This window comes from Pseudomonas sp. GD04058, from assembly GCF_029836855.1.
In the GTDB taxonomy this organism is placed as follows: Bacteria; Pseudomonadota; Gammaproteobacteria; order Pseudomonadales; family Pseudomonadaceae; genus Aquipseudomonas; species Aquipseudomonas bharatica.
Window position 1 is genome coordinate 40,316 of record NZ_JAOECN010000008.1, and the last position, 14,173, is coordinate 54,488.

17 protein-coding genes and 1 riboswitch are annotated in these 14,173 nt (G+C 66.3%); of the genes, 14 read left to right on the forward strand and 3 right to left on the reverse strand.

Annotated elements, in window-relative coordinates; translation table 11 throughout:
- Positions 1–93 precede the first annotated feature (93 nt).
- Both N7650_RS09400 and N7650_RS09405 read right to left on the reverse strand, forming a co-directional pair.
- Positions 94–1,410: a sorbosone dehydrogenase family protein gene (locus N7650_RS09400; protein WP_279897960.1), complete on the reverse strand. Its 1,317-nt coding sequence runs from the start codon at positions 1,408–1,410 to the stop codon at positions 94–96.
- A gap of 97 nt (positions 1,411–1,507) precedes the next feature.
- Positions 1,508–2,086, reverse strand: a complete 579-nt coding sequence (locus N7650_RS09405) for a hypothetical protein (RefSeq protein WP_064305012.1) — start codon at positions 2,084–2,086, stop codon at positions 1,508–1,510.
- A 158-nt stretch (positions 2,087–2,244) separates the two neighbouring features.
- Positions 2,245–2,455, forward strand: a riboswitch (cobalamin riboswitch).
- A 116-nt stretch (positions 2,456–2,571) separates the two neighbouring features.
- Between N7650_RS09405 and cobO the strand changes: the two genes are divergently transcribed.
- The 14 genes from cobO to N7650_RS09475 all read left to right on the forward strand — a co-directional run bounded on the left by cobO (position 2,572) and on the right by N7650_RS09475 (position 13,896).
- A complete protein-coding gene (gene cobO, locus N7650_RS09410; RefSeq protein ID WP_009407394.1) occupies positions 2,572–3,183 on the forward strand; it encodes a cob(I)yrinic acid a,c-diamide adenosyltransferase in 612 nt (203 codons plus the stop codon).
- Positions 3,180–4,475, forward strand: a complete 1,296-nt coding sequence (locus N7650_RS09415) for a cobyrinate a,c-diamide synthase (RefSeq protein ID WP_009407396.1) — start codon at positions 3,180–3,182, stop codon at positions 4,473–4,475. The genes cobO and N7650_RS09415 overlap by 4 nt, the downstream gene beginning before the upstream one ends.
- On the forward strand, positions 4,472–5,122 hold the full coding sequence (gene bluB, locus N7650_RS09420; RefSeq protein ID WP_009407398.1) for a 5,6-dimethylbenzimidazole synthase: 651 nt from the start codon (positions 4,472–4,474) through the stop codon (positions 5,120–5,122). Before N7650_RS09415 ends, bluB begins: the two co-directional genes overlap by 4 nt.
- The gene (gene cbiB, locus N7650_RS09425) at positions 5,119–6,027 is read left to right on the forward strand and encodes an adenosylcobinamide-phosphate synthase CbiB (protein WP_064305009.1); all 909 of its coding nucleotides are present in this window, start codon (positions 5,119–5,121) and stop codon (positions 6,025–6,027) included. Before bluB ends, cbiB begins: the two co-directional genes overlap by 4 nt.
- Positions 6,020–7,012 carry a threonine-phosphate decarboxylase CobD gene (gene cobD / locus N7650_RS09430; protein ID WP_279897962.1) on the forward strand — a complete coding sequence of 331 codons (993 nt, stop codon included), beginning with the start codon at positions 6,020–6,022 and terminating at the stop codon, positions 7,010–7,012. The genes cbiB and cobD overlap by 8 nt, the downstream gene beginning before the upstream one ends.
- Entirely contained in the window at positions 7,009–8,463 is a 1,455-nt protein-coding gene (locus N7650_RS09435; RefSeq protein ID WP_279897964.1) for a cobyric acid synthase, read from the forward strand. The genes cobD and N7650_RS09435 overlap by 4 nt, the downstream gene beginning before the upstream one ends.
- A gap of 1 nt (position 8,464) precedes the next feature.
- Positions 8,465–8,986 (forward strand): bifunctional adenosylcobinamide kinase/adenosylcobinamide-phosphate guanylyltransferase, encoded by a 522-nt coding sequence (cobU, locus tag N7650_RS09440; RefSeq protein ID WP_009407407.1) that lies wholly within the window; start codon positions 8,465–8,467, stop codon positions 8,984–8,986.
- On the forward strand, positions 8,983–10,038 hold the full coding sequence (cobT, locus tag N7650_RS09445) for a nicotinate-nucleotide--dimethylbenzimidazole phosphoribosyltransferase (protein WP_279897966.1): 1,056 nt from the start codon (positions 8,983–8,985) through the stop codon (positions 10,036–10,038). The genes cobU and cobT overlap by 4 nt, the downstream gene beginning before the upstream one ends.
- Positions 10,035–10,604, forward strand: coding sequence for an alpha-ribazole phosphatase family protein (gene cobC / locus N7650_RS09450; protein WP_279897967.1), 570 nt, complete (start codon positions 10,035–10,037; stop codon positions 10,602–10,604). The genes cobT and cobC overlap by 4 nt, the downstream gene beginning before the upstream one ends.
- Positions 10,605–10,747: 143 nt before the next feature.
- Positions 10,748–11,476, forward strand: coding sequence for an adenosylcobinamide-GDP ribazoletransferase (locus N7650_RS09455; RefSeq protein ID WP_009407413.1), 729 nt, complete (start codon positions 10,748–10,750; stop codon positions 11,474–11,476).
- Between the two features lie 43 nt (positions 11,477–11,519).
- Positions 11,520–11,924: a MarR family winged helix-turn-helix transcriptional regulator gene (locus N7650_RS09460; RefSeq protein ID WP_009407414.1), complete on the forward strand. Its 405-nt coding sequence runs from the start codon at positions 11,520–11,522 to the stop codon at positions 11,922–11,924.
- 62 nt (positions 11,925–11,986) lie between these two features.
- Entirely contained in the window at positions 11,987–13,189 is a 1,203-nt protein-coding gene (locus tag N7650_RS09465) for an MFS transporter (protein WP_009407415.1), read from the forward strand.
- The gene (locus N7650_RS09470) at positions 13,186–13,308 is read left to right on the forward strand and encodes a hypothetical protein (protein WP_009407416.1); all 123 of its coding nucleotides are present in this window, start codon (positions 13,186–13,188) and stop codon (positions 13,306–13,308) included. The genes N7650_RS09465 and N7650_RS09470 overlap by 4 nt, the downstream gene beginning before the upstream one ends.
- A gap of 39 nt (positions 13,309–13,347) precedes the next feature.
- A complete protein-coding gene (locus N7650_RS09475) occupies positions 13,348–13,896 on the forward strand; it encodes a glutathione peroxidase (RefSeq protein ID WP_279897970.1) in 549 nt (182 codons plus the stop codon).
- A 4-nt stretch (positions 13,897–13,900) separates the two neighbouring features.
- Here N7650_RS09475 and N7650_RS09480 read toward each other — a convergent pair whose 3' ends face one another.
- Positions 13,901–14,167 carry a DUF2798 domain-containing protein gene (locus tag N7650_RS09480; protein ID WP_009407418.1) on the reverse strand — a complete coding sequence of 89 codons (267 nt, stop codon included), beginning with the start codon at positions 14,165–14,167 and terminating at the stop codon, positions 13,901–13,903.
- Between the last annotated feature and the right edge of the window lie 6 nt (positions 14,168–14,173).

A 14,173-nucleotide genomic window follows, 5' to 3' on the forward strand; every position in this document is an offset into this window, starting at 1 on the left:
ATGGCCTCATCGCTGGCAAGCCAGCTCCCACAGGGTACGCGGTCACTGTGGGAGCTGGCTTGCCAGCGATAGGGCCAGTACAGACAACCTCCATTACTGAGCCCTGCTCACCCGCCAAACCACATTCCCCACATCGTCGGCCACCAGCACTCCACCCCTCTGGTCAGTGACCACGCCCACCGGCCTGCCCATGGCCTTGCCATCTTCGTTCAAGAAGCCCGTCAGCAGGTCCACCGGTTTACCCGCAGGTTTGCCTTCGCTATTGAACGGCACGAACAGCACCTTGTACCCGCTGTGCGGCTTGCGGTTCCACGAGCCATGCTGGCCGATGAACGCACCCTGGTCGAACGGCGCCGGCAGTGCCCCGGCCTCGGCGAAGGCCAGGCCCAGCGAGGCGGTATGCGGGCCGACCGCATAGTCGGGGGCGATGGCCTTGGCCACCAGGTTGGCGTCCTGCGGGTCTACCCGCACATCCACGTGCTGGCCGTAATAGCTGTAGGGCCAGCCATAAAAGGCCCCGTCCTGCACCGAGGTGATGTAGTCGGGTACCAGGTCGCTGCCGATCTCGTCGCGTTCGTTCACGGCGGTCCATAGCTGTCCGCTGTGCGGCTCCCAGGCCAGGCCGTTGGGGTTGCGCAGGCCGGAAGCGAAGATCCGGTGCTGGCCGGTGGCCGGGTCCACTTCCCAGATCGCCGCACGTCCTTCTTCCTTGTCCATGCCGTTCTCGGCCACGTTGCTGTTGGAGCCGACGGTGACGTAGAGCTTGCTGCCGTCCTTGCTGGCGATCACGTTCTTGGTCCAGTGATGATTCAGCGGCCCGCCCGGCAACTCGGTGATCGGCTCGCCGGTTCCATTCAGCGAGGTGGCGCCCTCCTGGTACTTGAAGCGCAGCAGGCGGTCGGTATCGGCAACGTACAGGTCATTGCCGACCAGGGCCATGCCGAAGGGCGAATTGAGGTCCTTGAGGAATACCGTGCGGGTTTCTGCCACGCCGTCCTTGTCGGCATCGCGCAGCAGGGTGATGCGGTTGGCGCTGGGTACCCCGGCGCCGGCCTTGGCCATGACCTTCTTCATCACCCAGCCGCGGATACCCTTGCTGTCCTCGGGCTTCTCCGGCGCGTTGGTTTCCGCCACCAGGACGTCGCCGTTGGGCAGGACATACAGCCAGCGCGGATGGTCCAGGCCATCGGCGAACGCGGCCACCCGCGTGCCTTGGGCCGCCTTGGGCGTGCTGCCGTCGGGCCAGCCCACCGCCGGGGCGATGTTCACCGTGGGGATCAGGGTCTTGTTCGGCTCCGGCAATTTCGGCGAAGGGCCGCTGCCATCCGTGACCTGGAGGCGGGCGGATTCGCCGCAGGCGGTCAGGCCGGTGGTGATGGCCAGCAGGATGGCGAGGCGCAGGGTGGGCATGGTCTGACTCCTTGGGGGAAGATCCTAAGAAGTCAGAGATTGAATCATGCAGGGAGGTTCAATTACCGGGGACCGCTCCAAGGCAGCCCAAAGTATTTCAGGCCTGCTTCAGGAGCAACGCCACTCCCGGATAGTACTGCCCCACCTCGTCATGCAACTTGCGATACCCATACGGAAAGCACCAGGCAATCGCACAGGCGGTGTGCTTTTGCAGATCGTCCACCAGGTCCTGCAACTCCTCCGGGCTGGCATGCTGCCCCAGTTTGCTCGGGCTGACGAACAGTGCCGCGATCTTCAACTGGCTCGGATAGGCGATGGCCTTGGCCTGCGTGGCCGTCTCCTGCAGCGCCCCGTCCAGGTCCAGGCGTCCGACCCTGGGCCAGCGCTGCTGGGCGTGCAGGTAGGCGGATTCATCCTTGCTGGCGATCAGCAGGTCGCAGTGCGCGCCGCGGTCGCCTTCATCCCGCTGTTTCTTGCTCTGGTAACCCTGCAAGCTCACCAGCTCGGCCTGCCAGAGCGCCGCCGAGAACAGTCCCAGATTGCCTTGCATCCCTTGCCAGTACGGACCTTCGTTGTCGCCCAGGGTCTGGTTGAAACGTTCGATGCATTCGCCCCAGCGTTCAAGTGCCGGACGCAGGAACTCCAGGCGAGGATTATTGATGATCAGGCCTTGCATGCTGCTCTCCTTGGTCATTGTTGTACGAGCTACAGCTACAGCGAAAAATCATGGCAATGTGATATCACTGGCTTGGAGTGTGGCACAACGTGAAAGTTGCGCCGTTGGTCGCAATGTGATGGGTGTCTCCAATTGACGCTCCGGGCCCAACCCTCTAACCTTCGCGACGTGTTTCAGGTGCCCCGTGACTGCAAGGTCGACCGGGTGAAACAGGGAAGCCGGTGCGACTCCGGCGCTGCCCCCGCAACGGTAAATCGAGTCAAGACCGCGCATGGCCACTGGGTGTTCGAACCCGGGAAGGCGCCCGGTCAGGATCGCCTGGCGATCCGCTCGTGAGCCCGGAGACCGGCCTGCAAACAGTCAACGGCACCACGGCGGGTGGTGCGCGGTTCTCCGGGCCCTTGCGCCCGGTGCCAGCGCGTCCCTCCGTGCCCCCATCCCCTCAGCTGTCGCCGCTTGGCGTCAGCGGCCCGCGGAGACCCCCGATGAGCGAATCCCCCGAACGTGACCAACGCCACCTGGCGCGCATGCAGCGCAAGAAGGCGGTGATCGACGAGCGCATCGCCAATGCCCCCAACGAATGCGGCCTGCTGCTGGTGCTCAGTGGAAACGGCAAGGGCAAGAGCAGCTCGGCCTTCGGCATGCTCGCCCGGGCCATGGGCCACGGTATGCAATGCGGCGTGGTGCAGTTCATCAAGGGCCGCAATGCCACCGGCGAGGAACTGTTCTTCCGGCGCTTTCCCGAGCAGGTGCGCTATCACGTCATGGGTGAAGGTTTCACCTGGGAAACCCAGGACCGCCAGCGCGATATCGCCGCTGCCGAGGCCGCCTGGGACGTCTCCCGACAACTGTTGCGCGACCCGCAGATCGGTTTCGTCGTGCTCGATGAACTGAATATCGCCCTCAAGCACGGCTACCTCGACCTCGACAGCGTGCTCGCCGACCTCCAGGCCCGCCCGCCGATGCAGCATGTGATCGTTACCGGTCGCGGCGCCAAGGACGAAATGATCGAGCTGGCCGATACGGTCACCGAGATGGGCATGGTCAAGCACGCGTTCCAGGCCGGCATTCGCGCGCAGAAGGGCGTCGAACTATGAGCGACACCCGGCATTGCCCGGCGGTGCTGATCGCCGCGCCGGCTTCCGGCCAGGGCAAGACCACCGTCACTGCCGCCCTGGCCCGCCTGCATCGCAACCAGGGGCGCAAGGTCCGTGTGTTCAAGTGCGGCCCGGACTTCCTCGACCCGATGATCCTCGAACGGGCCAGCGGCGCCCCGGTGTACCAGCTCGACCTGTGGATGGTCGGTGCCGAGGAAAGCCGGCGCCTGCTCTGGGAAGCGGCAGGCGAGGCCGACCTGATCCTGATCGAAGGGGTGATGGGGTTGTTCGACGGCACGCCGTCCAGCGCCGACCTCGCCCGTCACTTCGGCGTGCCGGTACTGGCGGTGATCGACGGTACCGCCATGGCCCAGACCTTTGGTGCCCTGGCGCTGGGCCTGGCCCGTTATCAGCCTGACCTGCCCTTTGCCGGCGTGCTCGCCAACCGCGTTGGCTCGCTGCGCCACGCACAACTGCTCGAAGGCAGCCTGACCGAAGGCTTGCGCTGGTACGGCGGCCTGTCCCGGGAAACCGGGATCGAGTTGCCGAGTCGCCACCTCGGCCTGGTCCAGGCCAGCGAACTGACCGACCTCGACCTGCGCCTCGACGCTGCCGCCAAGGCCCTGGGCGATAGTTGCCAGTCCTCCTTACCGCCGCCCGTGGCCTTCGAGCAGCCCGCTCCCCGGCACATCGAACCCATGCTGGAAGGCGTGCGCATTGCCGTGGCCCGTGACGAAGCCTTTGCCTTCACCTATGGCGCCAGCCTCGACCTGCTGCGGGAGATGGGCGCCGAGCTGCGCTTCTTCTCACCGATCCATGATGATGAACTGCCGGACGCCGAGAGCCTTTACCTGCCGGGCGGCTACCCGGAACTGCATCACCATGCCCTGGCCGCCAATGCACCGATGCTGGCGGCGATCCGTGCCCATCACCAGGCCGGCAAGCCGCTGCTGGCCGAATGCGGTGGCATGCTCTATTTGCTCGAAGCCCTGACCGACGTCGCCGGCGAACGGGCCGAGCTGGCCGGCCTCTTGCCGGGCGAGGCGAACATGCAGAAGCGCCTTGCCGCCCTGGCATTGCAGAGCGTGGAATTGCCGGAAGGCACGCTGCGCGGCCATACCTATCACCATTCCCTAACCAGCACCGCGCTGGAGCCCATCGCCCGGGGCCAGAGCCCCAATGGCGGGCGCGGCGCGGAAGCGGTGTACCGCATCGGCCGGCTGACGGCCTCCTATGTGCATTTCTACTTTCCGTCCAATCCCGCTGCGCTGGCGGCGCTGCTGGCGCCATGAACGAGCACACCTACAGCGAGGCCGAGCGTGCGGCCATCTACCGGGCCATTGGCGAACGTCGCGATATGCGTCATTTCAGTGGTGGCGAGGTGGCGCCGGAGCTGCTTGCGCGCCTGCTCGAGGCGGCGCACCAGGCACCCAGCGTCGGCCTGATGCAGCCCTGGCGTTTTATCCGCATCACCCAGCGCGAGTTGCGCCAGCGTATCCAGGCCCTGGTCGAGGACGAGCGCCTGCGCACCGCCGAGGCCCTCGGCCAGCGCTCCGACGAGTTCATGCAACTCAAGGTGGAGGGCATCAACGATTGCGCCGAACTGCTGGTGGCGGCGCTGATGGACAAGCGCGAGGCACATATCTTTGGCCGCCGCACCCTGCCGGAGATGGACCTGGCCTCGCTGTCCTGCGCGATCCAGAATCTCTGGCTGGCCGCCCGCGCCGAAGGCCTGGGCATGGGCTGGGTGTCGCTGTTCGATCCGCAGGCCTTGGCCGACCTGTTGCACATGCCCGCCGGGGCCAAGCCGCTGGCGATACTCTGCCTCGGCCCGGTCCATGAGTTCTATCCGGCGCCGATGCTCGCGCTGGAAGGCTGGACCACGCCCCGGCCGCTGGCCGACATGCTGTTTGAAAACCAATGGGGAGAAGCCGAATGAGTGTGGCCTTGCTGACCGTGGCCGGGGTAGCGTTGGATGCGCTGCTGGGCGAGCCGCGGCGCTGGCATCCGCTGGTGGCCTTCGGCCGTTTCGCCGGGCGCCTGGAGCAACGCTTCAATTCCGGTGGGCGCGGCTGGCGCAGTCATGGTGTCACGGCCTGGTTCCTTGCGGTGATTCCGTTGACCCTGCTGGCGACCGCGCTGTCCTGGTTGCCTTATATCGGCTGGCTGGTGGAGATTCTCGCGCTGTACTGCGCCCTTGGCCTGCGCAGCCTTGGCGAGCATGTGCAGCCGGTGGCCGATGCCCTGCGCGGCGGCGACCTGGACGAGGCGCGCAAGCGGGTCGGCTACCTGGTCAGCCGGGAAACCGCCGAACTCGATGAGACCGCCGTGGCCCGCGCTGCCACCGAATCGGTGCTGGAGAACGGCAGCGATGCGGTATTCGCCGCGCTGTTCTGGTTCGTCATCGCCGGCGCGCCGGGCGTGGTGCTCTATCGCCTGAGCAACACCCTGGACGCCATGTGGGGTTACCGCAACGAGCGTTTCGAACGCTTCGGCTGGGCGGCGGCGCGGATCGACGATGTCCTCAACTATGTGCCGGCGCGGCTGGTGGCGCTGACCTACGCGCTGCTCGGCAAAACCCGTCTGGCGCTGAAGTGCTGGCGCCAGCAGGGCCCGAAGTGGGACAGCCCCAATGCGGGGCCGGTGATGGCTTCCGGCGCCGGTGCGCTGGGTGTCGAACTGGGTGGTTCGGCGGTCTATCACGGCGAGCTGCACGAACGCCCGCAACTCGGCGAAGGCCCGCCAGCGGACGCCGGCGCCATCGAGCGCGGCTGGCAACTGGTCTGCAAGGGCGTGTGGCTGTGGTTGCTGCTGCTGTGCCTGGGAGCGGAATTCTATGCTTGAACACGGTGGCCGCCTGCTGCGGGCGATCGAACACTACGGCATCCCCCGCGAGGACTGGCTGGACCTGTCCAGCGGCATCGCGCCCTGGGCCTTCCCGGTTCCCGAAATTCCATTGCGCGCCTGGGCACGCCTGCCGGAGACCGATGATGGTCTGGAGCAGGCCGCCGCTGCCTACTACGGCGTCAGCACACTGCTGCCGGTGGCCGGTTCCCAGGCGGCGATCCAGGCCCTGCCGCGCTTGCGGGCGCGAGGCAACGTCGGTGTGGTTTCGCCGTGCTATGCCGAGCATGCCGCTGCCTGGCGCCGGGCCGGGCATCATCTGTCGGAGCTGAGCGAAGATCAGGTAGAGGCGCGGCTGGATGATCTCGACGTGCTGGTGCTGGTCAACCCAAACAACCCCACCGGACGTCTGTTCGGCCCGGAAACCCTGCTTGGCTGGCATGAGCGCCTGGCCCGGCGGGGTGGCTGGCTGCTGGTGGACGAAGCCTTCATGGACAACACCCCGGCCCACAGTATTGCTGCGTTCAGCCAGCGACCGGGGCTGATCGTGCTGCGTTCGTTCGGCAAGTTCTTCGGCCTGGCCGGGGTGCGCCTCGGTTTCGTGCTGGCCGAAACGGCGCTGTTGCGCGCCCTGGCGGAAGAGCTGGGGCCCTGGTCGATCAGCGGGCCAACCCGGGTCCTCGGGCAGGCGAGCTTCGCCGACAGTGAAAGCCAGCGCGTGCAGACCGAACGCTGCGCCATCGCCAGCGCCCGTCTCGCCGCCTTGCTGGCGTCCGCCGGCCTGGCGCCCGCCGGTGGCTGTGACCTGTTCCAGTACCTGCGCCACGACCAGGCGGCCCTGTTCCACGATTTCATGGCGCGGCGCGGCATTCTCCTGCGCCTGTTCGACCACCCTCCGGGCCTGCGCTTCGGCCTGCCTGCCGACGAAGCCGACTGGCAACGCCTGGCCGCTGCGCTGGCCGCCTACCGCAAGGAACAGCCATGACCACCCTGATGGTGCAGGGCACCACCTCCGATGCCGGCAAAAGTACCCTGGTCACTGCGTTGTGCCGCTGGCTGAAACGCCAGGGCGTCGGCGTGGTGCCGTTCAAGCCGCAGAACATGGCGCTCAACAGCGCGGTCACCGCAGACGGCGGCGAGATCGGTCGGGCCCAGGCGGTGCAGGCCCAGGCCTGCGGGCTGGAGCCGCATACCGACATGAACCCGGTGCTGCTCAAGCCCAACAGCGACACCGGGGCGCAGGTCATCGTCCATGGCCGCGCGGTCACCAGCATGAATGCGGTGGCCTATCACGACTACAAGGCCATCGCCATGCAGGCGGTGCTCGCTTCGCACCAGCGCCTGAGTGCCGCGTATCCCGTGGTGATGGTGGAAGGTGCCGGCTCGCCGGCCGAGATCAACCTGCGTGCCGGCGATATCGCCAACATGGGCTTTGCCGAGGCGGTGGATTGCCCGGTGATCCTGGTTGCCGATATCAATCGCGGCGGGGTTTTCGCCCATCTGGTCGGTACCCTGGAACTGCTGTCGCCGAGCGAGCAGGCGCGGGTCAAGGGGTTCGTCATCAACCGCTTCCGCGGTGACATCGCCTTGCTCCAGCCCGGCCTCGACTGGCTGGAAGAGCGCACCGGCAAGCCGGTACTGGGCGTGCTGCCCTACGTGATGGACCTGCACCTGGAGGCCGAGGATGGTCTCGACCGCCGCCAGGGCGCCAAGGCGGCGCAGGTACTCAAGGTGATCGTTCCGGTGCTGCCGCGGATCAGCAACCACACCGACTTCGACCCGCTGCGCCTGCATCCCCAGGTGGACCTGCAATTCATTGGCCCGGGCGAGGCGATTCCGCCGGCCGATCTGATCATCCTGCCCGGCTCGAAAAGCGTGCGCGGTGATCTGGCGCAATTGCGCGAGCGCGGCTGGGAACAGGCGATTGCCCGCCACCTGCGCTATGGCGGCAAGCTGGTGGGAATCTGTGGCGGCCTGCAGATGCTCGGCCATGAGGTGCATGATCCGCTGGGGCTGGAAGGGCCCGCAGGGAGCAGCCCGGGGTTGGCGCTGCTGGACTACTCGACGGTGCTGGAGGCGCACAAGCAGCTGCGCAATGTCCGTGGCAGGCTGACCTTGGAACAGGCGGCGATTAGCGGTTACGAGATCCATGCCGGCGTCACCGAGGGGCCGGCATTGGAGCGTCCGGCTGTGAAACTGGCCGACGGTCGCGACGACGGCGCCATCAGCGCCGACGGCCAGATCCTCGCCACTTATCTCCATGGCCTGTTCGAATCCCCCGACTCCTGTGCCGCGCTGTTGCGCTGGGCCGGGCTCGAACAGGTCGAGCGCATCGACTACCACGCCCTGCGCGAGCGGGATATCGAGCGTCTTGCCGACCTGGTCGACCTGCACCTGGACCCGGCGCACCTTCGTCAACTCTGCGGGCTCGACTGACATGCTCAACCTGATTCTCGGTGGCGCCCGTTCGGGCAAAAGCCGCCTGGCCGAACAACGTGCCCAGGCCAGCGGCCTGGCGGTAACCTATATCGCCACCAGCGAACCCCTCGACGGTGAAATGAATGCCCGGGTGCAACTGCACCGCGAGCGGCGCCCCGCCGAATGGGCGCTGATCGAAGAGCCACTGGCCCTGGCTTCGGTACTGCGCGCCCATGCCGCCGCCGACCGCTGCCTGCTGGTGGACTGCCTGACCCTGTGGCTGACCAACCTGCTGATGCTCGAAGACCCCGCGCGCCTGGCGGCCGAGCGCGATGCGCTGCTCGAATGCCTGGACCAGCTGCCGGGGGAAATCATCCTGGTCAGCAACGAAACCGGCCTGGGCGTGGTGCCCCTGGGTGAACTGACCCGGCGCTATGTCGATGAGGCCGGCTGGTTGCACCAGTCTGTCGCCGAACGTTGCCAGCGGGTGATCCTCACCGTCGCCGGCCTGCCGCTCTATCTCAAAGGAACCCAATCATGACCCACGCCTGGTGGCTCGATCCATGCCGCGCGCCGGACGAACAGATACGCGCCGAGGCCCTCGCGCGCCAGCAGCAACTGACCAAGCCGGCCGGCTCTCTGGGGCGGCTGGAGCAGGTGGCGGTTGAGCTGGCAGCGTTGCAGGGGCAGCTCAAGCCAACGCTGGACCAAGTGTGGATCAGCATCTTTGCCGGTGACCATGGCGTGGTTGCCGAGGGTATCTCCGCCTATCCGCAGGAAGTCACCGGGCAGATGCTGCTCAACTTCGTCAGTGGCGGCGCGGCGATCAGCGTGCTCGCTCGCCAGCTGGATGCGCGTCTGGAAGTGGTGGACCTGGGGACGGTAAATCTCGGCCTCGATCTGCCAGGCGTGCGTCACCTGCGTATCGCGCCGGGTACCGCCAACTTTGCCCAAGCGCCGGCCATGACGGTGGAGCAGGGCGAGCGCGCCCTGCAGGGCGGTCGTGACAGCGCCTTGCGTGCGGTGCAGGCCGGGGCGCGGTTGTTTATCGGTGGCGAGATGGGCATCGGCAACACCACGGCAGCCAGCGCGCTGGCGTGCGCCTTGCTGGGCTGTGCGGCGGTCGAGCTCAGCGGCCCCGGCACCGGGCTGGATGCGGCCGGTGTGCGCCACAAGGCCGAAGTGATCGAGGCGGCCCTGCGCAAGCATGACGGGATCGCCGGCGACCCGTGGCAGGCATTGCTGCACGTCGGCGGGCTGGAAATCGCTGCACTTGCGGGCGCCTATGTGGCCTGTGCCCAGGAAGGTGTCGCGGTGCTGGTGGACGGCTTTATCTGCACCGTGGCGGCATTGCTGGCGGTGCGCTTGAATCCGTCGTGCCGGGCCTGGTTGTTCTTTGGTCACCGTGGTGCCGAGCCGGGTCATCGTCGTGTGCTGGCCGAGCTGGAAGGCGAGCCGCTGCTGGAGCTGGGCCTGCGTCTGGGTGAAGGCAGCGGTGCGGCGCTGGCGGTGCCGCTGCTGCGCCTGGCCTGTGACCTGCACGGACAGATGGCGACCTTCGCCGAAGCGGCGGTGGCGGATCGGCCGGCATGATCCTCGACCTCTTGCGTCACGGCGAGACCGAACTGGGTAGCGGCTTTCGCGGCAGCCTCGACGACGCCTTGACCGAACAGGGCTGGGCGCAGATGCAGGCGGCGGTTGAAGGTGGCGGGCCGTGGGATCGGCTGGTCAGTTCGCCGCTGCAGCGCTGTGCGCGGTTCGCCGAGCGCCTGGCCGGGGAGCTTGCCTTACCGCTGGCGCTGGAACCGGGGATGCGGGAATTGCATTTCGGCGAATGGGAAGGGCGTACGGCGCTGCAACTGATGGAGCACCAGGAACACGAACTGGGGCGGTTCTGGGCGGATCCTTACGCCTTCACGCCACCGGGTGGCGAGCCGGTGACTGACTTCTCCGAGCGCGTGCTGGCCAGCCTGGCGCGTTTGCAAACCACCTATGCTGGCGAACGGGTGTTGCTGGTGACCCATGGCGGCGTGATGCGCCTGTTGCTGGCCCGGGCCCGAGGGTTGCCGAGGGAGCAGTTGCTGCAGGTGCAGGTGGGGCATGGGGCGTTGCATCGGTTGCGCGTCGGAACTGGTAACGAATTATTCGAAATCATGTGAAGGACCCTGTGGGAGCTGGCTTGCCAGCGATGAGGTCGGCAGGGTCAATGACGTTGTTAGGTCGGGCCTAATCGCTGGCAAGCCAGCTCCCACAGTGGGTTAGGCAAGCCGAACCAATCATGTATGTCTTGGAGAGATCGGCCATGCTGCCATTCTGGATCGCCCTGCAATTTCTCAGCAGCCTGCCCGTCACGCTGCCGGGTATGCCGACCCCCGAGCAGAACGGCCGCTCGTTGCTGTTCTATCCGCTGGTCGGCCTGCTGTTCGGCGTCCTGCTTTGGGCCCTGGACGCCTTGCTGCAAGGTACCCAGCCACTGCTCCATGCGGCACTGCTGCTGAGCGCCTGGGTCATCCTGAGCGGCGGCCTGCACCTGGACGGCCTGGCCGACAGCGCCGATGCCTGGCTCGGCGGCTTCGGGGATCGCGAGCGCACCCTGGCCATCATGAAGGACCCGCGCAGCGGGCCGATTGCCGTGGTTACCCTGGTGCTGGTCCTGCTGCTGAAATTCTGTGCCTTGCTGGCGCTGGTCGAGGGCGGGCAGGGTGCGTTGCTGATCCTGGCGCCGGTGGTCGGCCGGGCAGCGATGCTGGCGTTGTTCCTGAGTACGCCCTATGTGCGTCGGGGTGGGCTGGGGCAGGCCCTGAAGGATCATCTGCCGCACAAAACCGCCTTGTGGGTCCTCGGCGTCAGTGCCGTGGGCTGTCTGCTGCTGGGGGGCTGGCTGCCGCTGCTAGTGGCGGCCGTGGCCTTCTTCGCGCTGCGTCGCCCCATGCTGCGGCGTCTTGGCGGCACCACCGGCGATACCGCTGGCGCCTTGCTGGAACTGCTTGAACTGGCCGTGGTTGTGACCCTTGCTTGCAATGTTTCGTAACTTTTCCTTGCGTCGCCGCTGATGCGGGTATATACACGCATTCATGTTGACCAGTATCTGCATCTGCACCCATTTGCGTCGCGCTGCCCGTGGGGTGAGCCGGCATTACGACGAGGCCCTCGAAGGCTTCGGCATCAATGTCGCCCAGTTTTCCCTGCTGCGGCACCTGCAACGCCTGGACAAGCCGAGTATCTCGACCCTGGCCGAAGCCATGGGGCTGGACCGCAGCACCCTGGGCCGCAACCTCAAGGTGCTGGAGAGCGAAGGCCTGGTGGCCCTGGCCGAAGGCAGCGACCTGCGCAATCGCGTGGTGCTGTTGACTGCCGAGGGCACCGAGCGTCTGCGCAGTGCCGAACCGGCCTGGGAGAAAGCCCAGGAGGGCCTGGTACAAACATTGGGAACGGACCAGCGCGATGAACTGATCCGCCTGCTGAAACAATTGGCCTGAGCTTTTTCACGACCTGAAGCGGGTATATACCCGCAACCTTGCGCAAACAGGAGAGAAGAACAATGACATCCGTATGGCGTACCAGCGGCTGGGTATTACTGGGGGCGGCCCTGATCCTGGCGCTGTCGCTGGGCGTGCGGCACGGCTTCGGCCTGTTCCTGGCGCCGATGAGTGCCGAGTTCGGCTGGGGCCGCGGCGTGTTTGCCTTCGCCATCGCCCTGCAGAACCTGGTGTGGGGGCTGGCCCAGCCGTTTGCCGGGGCCCTGGCCGATCGCCTGGGGGCCGCGAAGGTAGTAATAATCGGCGGCATTCTCTACGCAGCCGGCCTGGTGCTGATGGGCTTGTCGGATTCGCCGGTGTCGCTGTCCCTGAGTGCCGGCCTGCTGATCGGGATCGGCCTGTCCGGCACCTCGTTCTCGGTGATTCTCGGCGTGGTCGGGCGCGCGGTGCCGGCGGAGAAACGCAGCCTGGCCATGGGCATCGCCAGCGCCGCCGGTTCCTTCGGCCAGTTCGCCATGCTTCCCGGTACCCTCGGCCTGATCAACTGGCTGGGCTGGTCCGTGGCCTTGCTGGTGCTGGGCCTGATGGTGGCCTTTATCGTGCCGCTGGTGGGCATGCTCAAGGACCGTCCGGTGGCGGCCCAGGGACACGAGCAGACCCTCGGTGAAGCGCTGCGCGAAGCCTGCTCGCACAGTGGTTTCTGGCTACTGGCGCTGGGTTTCTTCGTGTGCGGTTTCCAGGTGGTCTTCATCGGCGTGCACCTGCCGGCCTACCTGGTTGACCAGCATTTGCCGGCGACCACCGGCACCACGGTGCTGGCCCTGGTCGGGCTGTTCAATATCGTTGGCACCTATACCGCCGGCTGGCTTGGCGGACGCATGTCCAAGCCGCGCCTGCTGACCGCGCTGTACCTGTTGCGGGCGGTGGTGATTGTGCTGTTCCTGTGGGCGCCGGTGACCCAGTTCAGTGCCTATCTGTTCGGTATCGCCATGGGGCTGCTGTGGTTGTCCACCGTGCCGCTGACCAACGGCACCGTGGCCACCCTGTTCGGTGTGCGCAACCTGTCGATGCTGGGCGGGATCGTCTTCCTCTTCCATCAGTTGGGCGCGTTCCTCGGCGGCTGGCTGGGCGGCGTGGTGTACGACCAGACCGGCAACTACGAGCTGGTCTGGCATATCTCCATCCTGCTCAGCCTGCTGGCCGGTGCCCTCAACTGGCCGGTACGCGAGCGCCCGGTGGCGCGCTTGCAGGCTGCATCGGCGTGAGCCTGTTGCGTGTCTGGCTGATCGGGCTGGGCCTGGCAATCCTGTTGCTGGGCCTGGCCTGGTGGGGCTGGCAGCGCGGCGGGCTGGCGCTGATGCAATTGGGCATGGGCGTTTGTTAGGCGTACTCTGAGCGTTCGTACCGCGAATGGAGAATCGTCATGCAAGCACGCCTGTTGATTGCCGCCCTGGCCCTGGGCATTAGTGGCTTCGCCCTGGCCGACGGTTGCCCGGCCCTGCTCCAGGGCGACCTGCCCAAGCTGCGGTCCAAGGAAACCATCGATCTGTGCCAGCAGTTCGGCGGCAAGCCGCTGGTGGTGGTGAATACCGCCAGTTATTGCGGCTTCGCCCCGCAGTTCGAAGGGCTGGAAGCGGTGTACAAGGAGTATCACGGCAAGGGCCTGGAAATGCTGGGTGTGCCGTCCAACGACTTCAAGCAGGAAGACGCCGACAGCGAGAAGACCGCCAAGGTCTGCTACGCCAACTACGGCGTGACTTTCACCATGGCCGAGGCGCAAAAGGTGCGTGGCGATGGCGCGATCCCATTGTTCCGCGAGCTGGCCAGCCAGAGCGCTGCGCCCAAGTGGAATTTCTACAAATACGTGATCGACCGCCAGGGCCGGGTGGTCGACAGTTTCTCCAGCCTGACCAAGCCGGACGATCCGAAATTCAGGGCTGCCATCGAACAGGCCATCGCCTCCAAGCCGTGAACAGCTAGTTGCCCGAGTGCACGGTCAGGGCCACCAGCCTGACCACGATCGGGCGCACTACCAGCACGCAAGCGAAGGCTACCGGCATGGCGAGTTGGTAGGCCCTGAGCACGTTGCCCAGGTAATGCTGGTCAATGCCGCTGTTGGCTGCGGTGATGACGAAGCACATGAGCATCGCCATGATCGACGACATATACAGGGCGAAAACATAGGGCGTGGCGCGGGCGCCAAGCTTGCGGGGGCGAATGCGGCTGGTGGTCCTTGATTGCATGCTGTT

Excerpts from the sequence above, each read along its gene's own strand:
- cbiB (WP_064305009.1), top strand. The coding sequence starts at position 5,119 with ATGAGTGTGGCCTTGCTGACCGTGGCCGGGGTAGCGTTGGATGCGCTG.
- N7650_RS09435 (WP_279897964.1), top strand. The coding sequence starts at position 7,009 with ATGACCACCCTGATGGTGCAGGGCACCACCTCCGATGCCGGCAAAAGT.
- N7650_RS09455 (WP_009407413.1), top strand. The coding sequence starts at position 10,748 with ATGCTGCCATTCTGGATCGCCCTGCAATTTCTCAGCAGCCTGCCCGTC.
- N7650_RS09475 (WP_279897970.1), top strand. The coding sequence starts at position 13,348 with ATGCAAGCACGCCTGTTGATTGCCGCCCTGGCCCTGGGCATTAGTGGC.
- cobU (WP_009407407.1), top strand. The coding sequence starts at position 8,465 with ATGCTCAACCTGATTCTCGGTGGCGCCCGTTCGGGCAAAAGCCGCCTG.
- N7650_RS09415 (WP_009407396.1), top strand. The coding sequence starts at position 3,180 with ATGAGCGACACCCGGCATTGCCCGGCGGTGCTGATCGCCGCGCCGGCT.
- cobD (WP_279897962.1), top strand. The coding sequence starts at position 6,020 with ATGCTTGAACACGGTGGCCGCCTGCTGCGGGCGATCGAACACTACGGC.
- cobC (WP_279897967.1), top strand. The coding sequence starts at position 10,035 with ATGATCCTCGACCTCTTGCGTCACGGCGAGACCGAACTGGGTAGCGGC.
- N7650_RS09480 (WP_009407418.1), bottom strand. The coding sequence starts at position 14,167 with ATGCAATCAAGGACCACCAGCCGCATTCGCCCCCGCAAGCTTGGCGCC.
- bluB (WP_009407398.1), top strand. The coding sequence starts at position 4,472 with ATGAACGAGCACACCTACAGCGAGGCCGAGCGTGCGGCCATCTACCGG.
- N7650_RS09465 (WP_009407415.1), top strand. The coding sequence starts at position 11,987 with ATGACATCCGTATGGCGTACCAGCGGCTGGGTATTACTGGGGGCGGCC.
- cobO (WP_009407394.1), top strand. The coding sequence starts at position 2,572 with ATGAGCGAATCCCCCGAACGTGACCAACGCCACCTGGCGCGCATGCAG.
- cobT (WP_279897966.1), top strand. The coding sequence starts at position 8,983 with ATGACCCACGCCTGGTGGCTCGATCCATGCCGCGCGCCGGACGAACAG.
- N7650_RS09405 (WP_064305012.1), bottom strand. The coding sequence starts at position 2,086 with ATGCAAGGCCTGATCATCAATAATCCTCGCCTGGAGTTCCTGCGTCCG.
- N7650_RS09400 (WP_279897960.1), bottom strand. The coding sequence starts at position 1,410 with ATGCCCACCCTGCGCCTCGCCATCCTGCTGGCCATCACCACCGGCCTG.
- N7650_RS09460 (WP_009407414.1), top strand. The coding sequence starts at position 11,520 with ATGTTGACCAGTATCTGCATCTGCACCCATTTGCGTCGCGCTGCCCGT.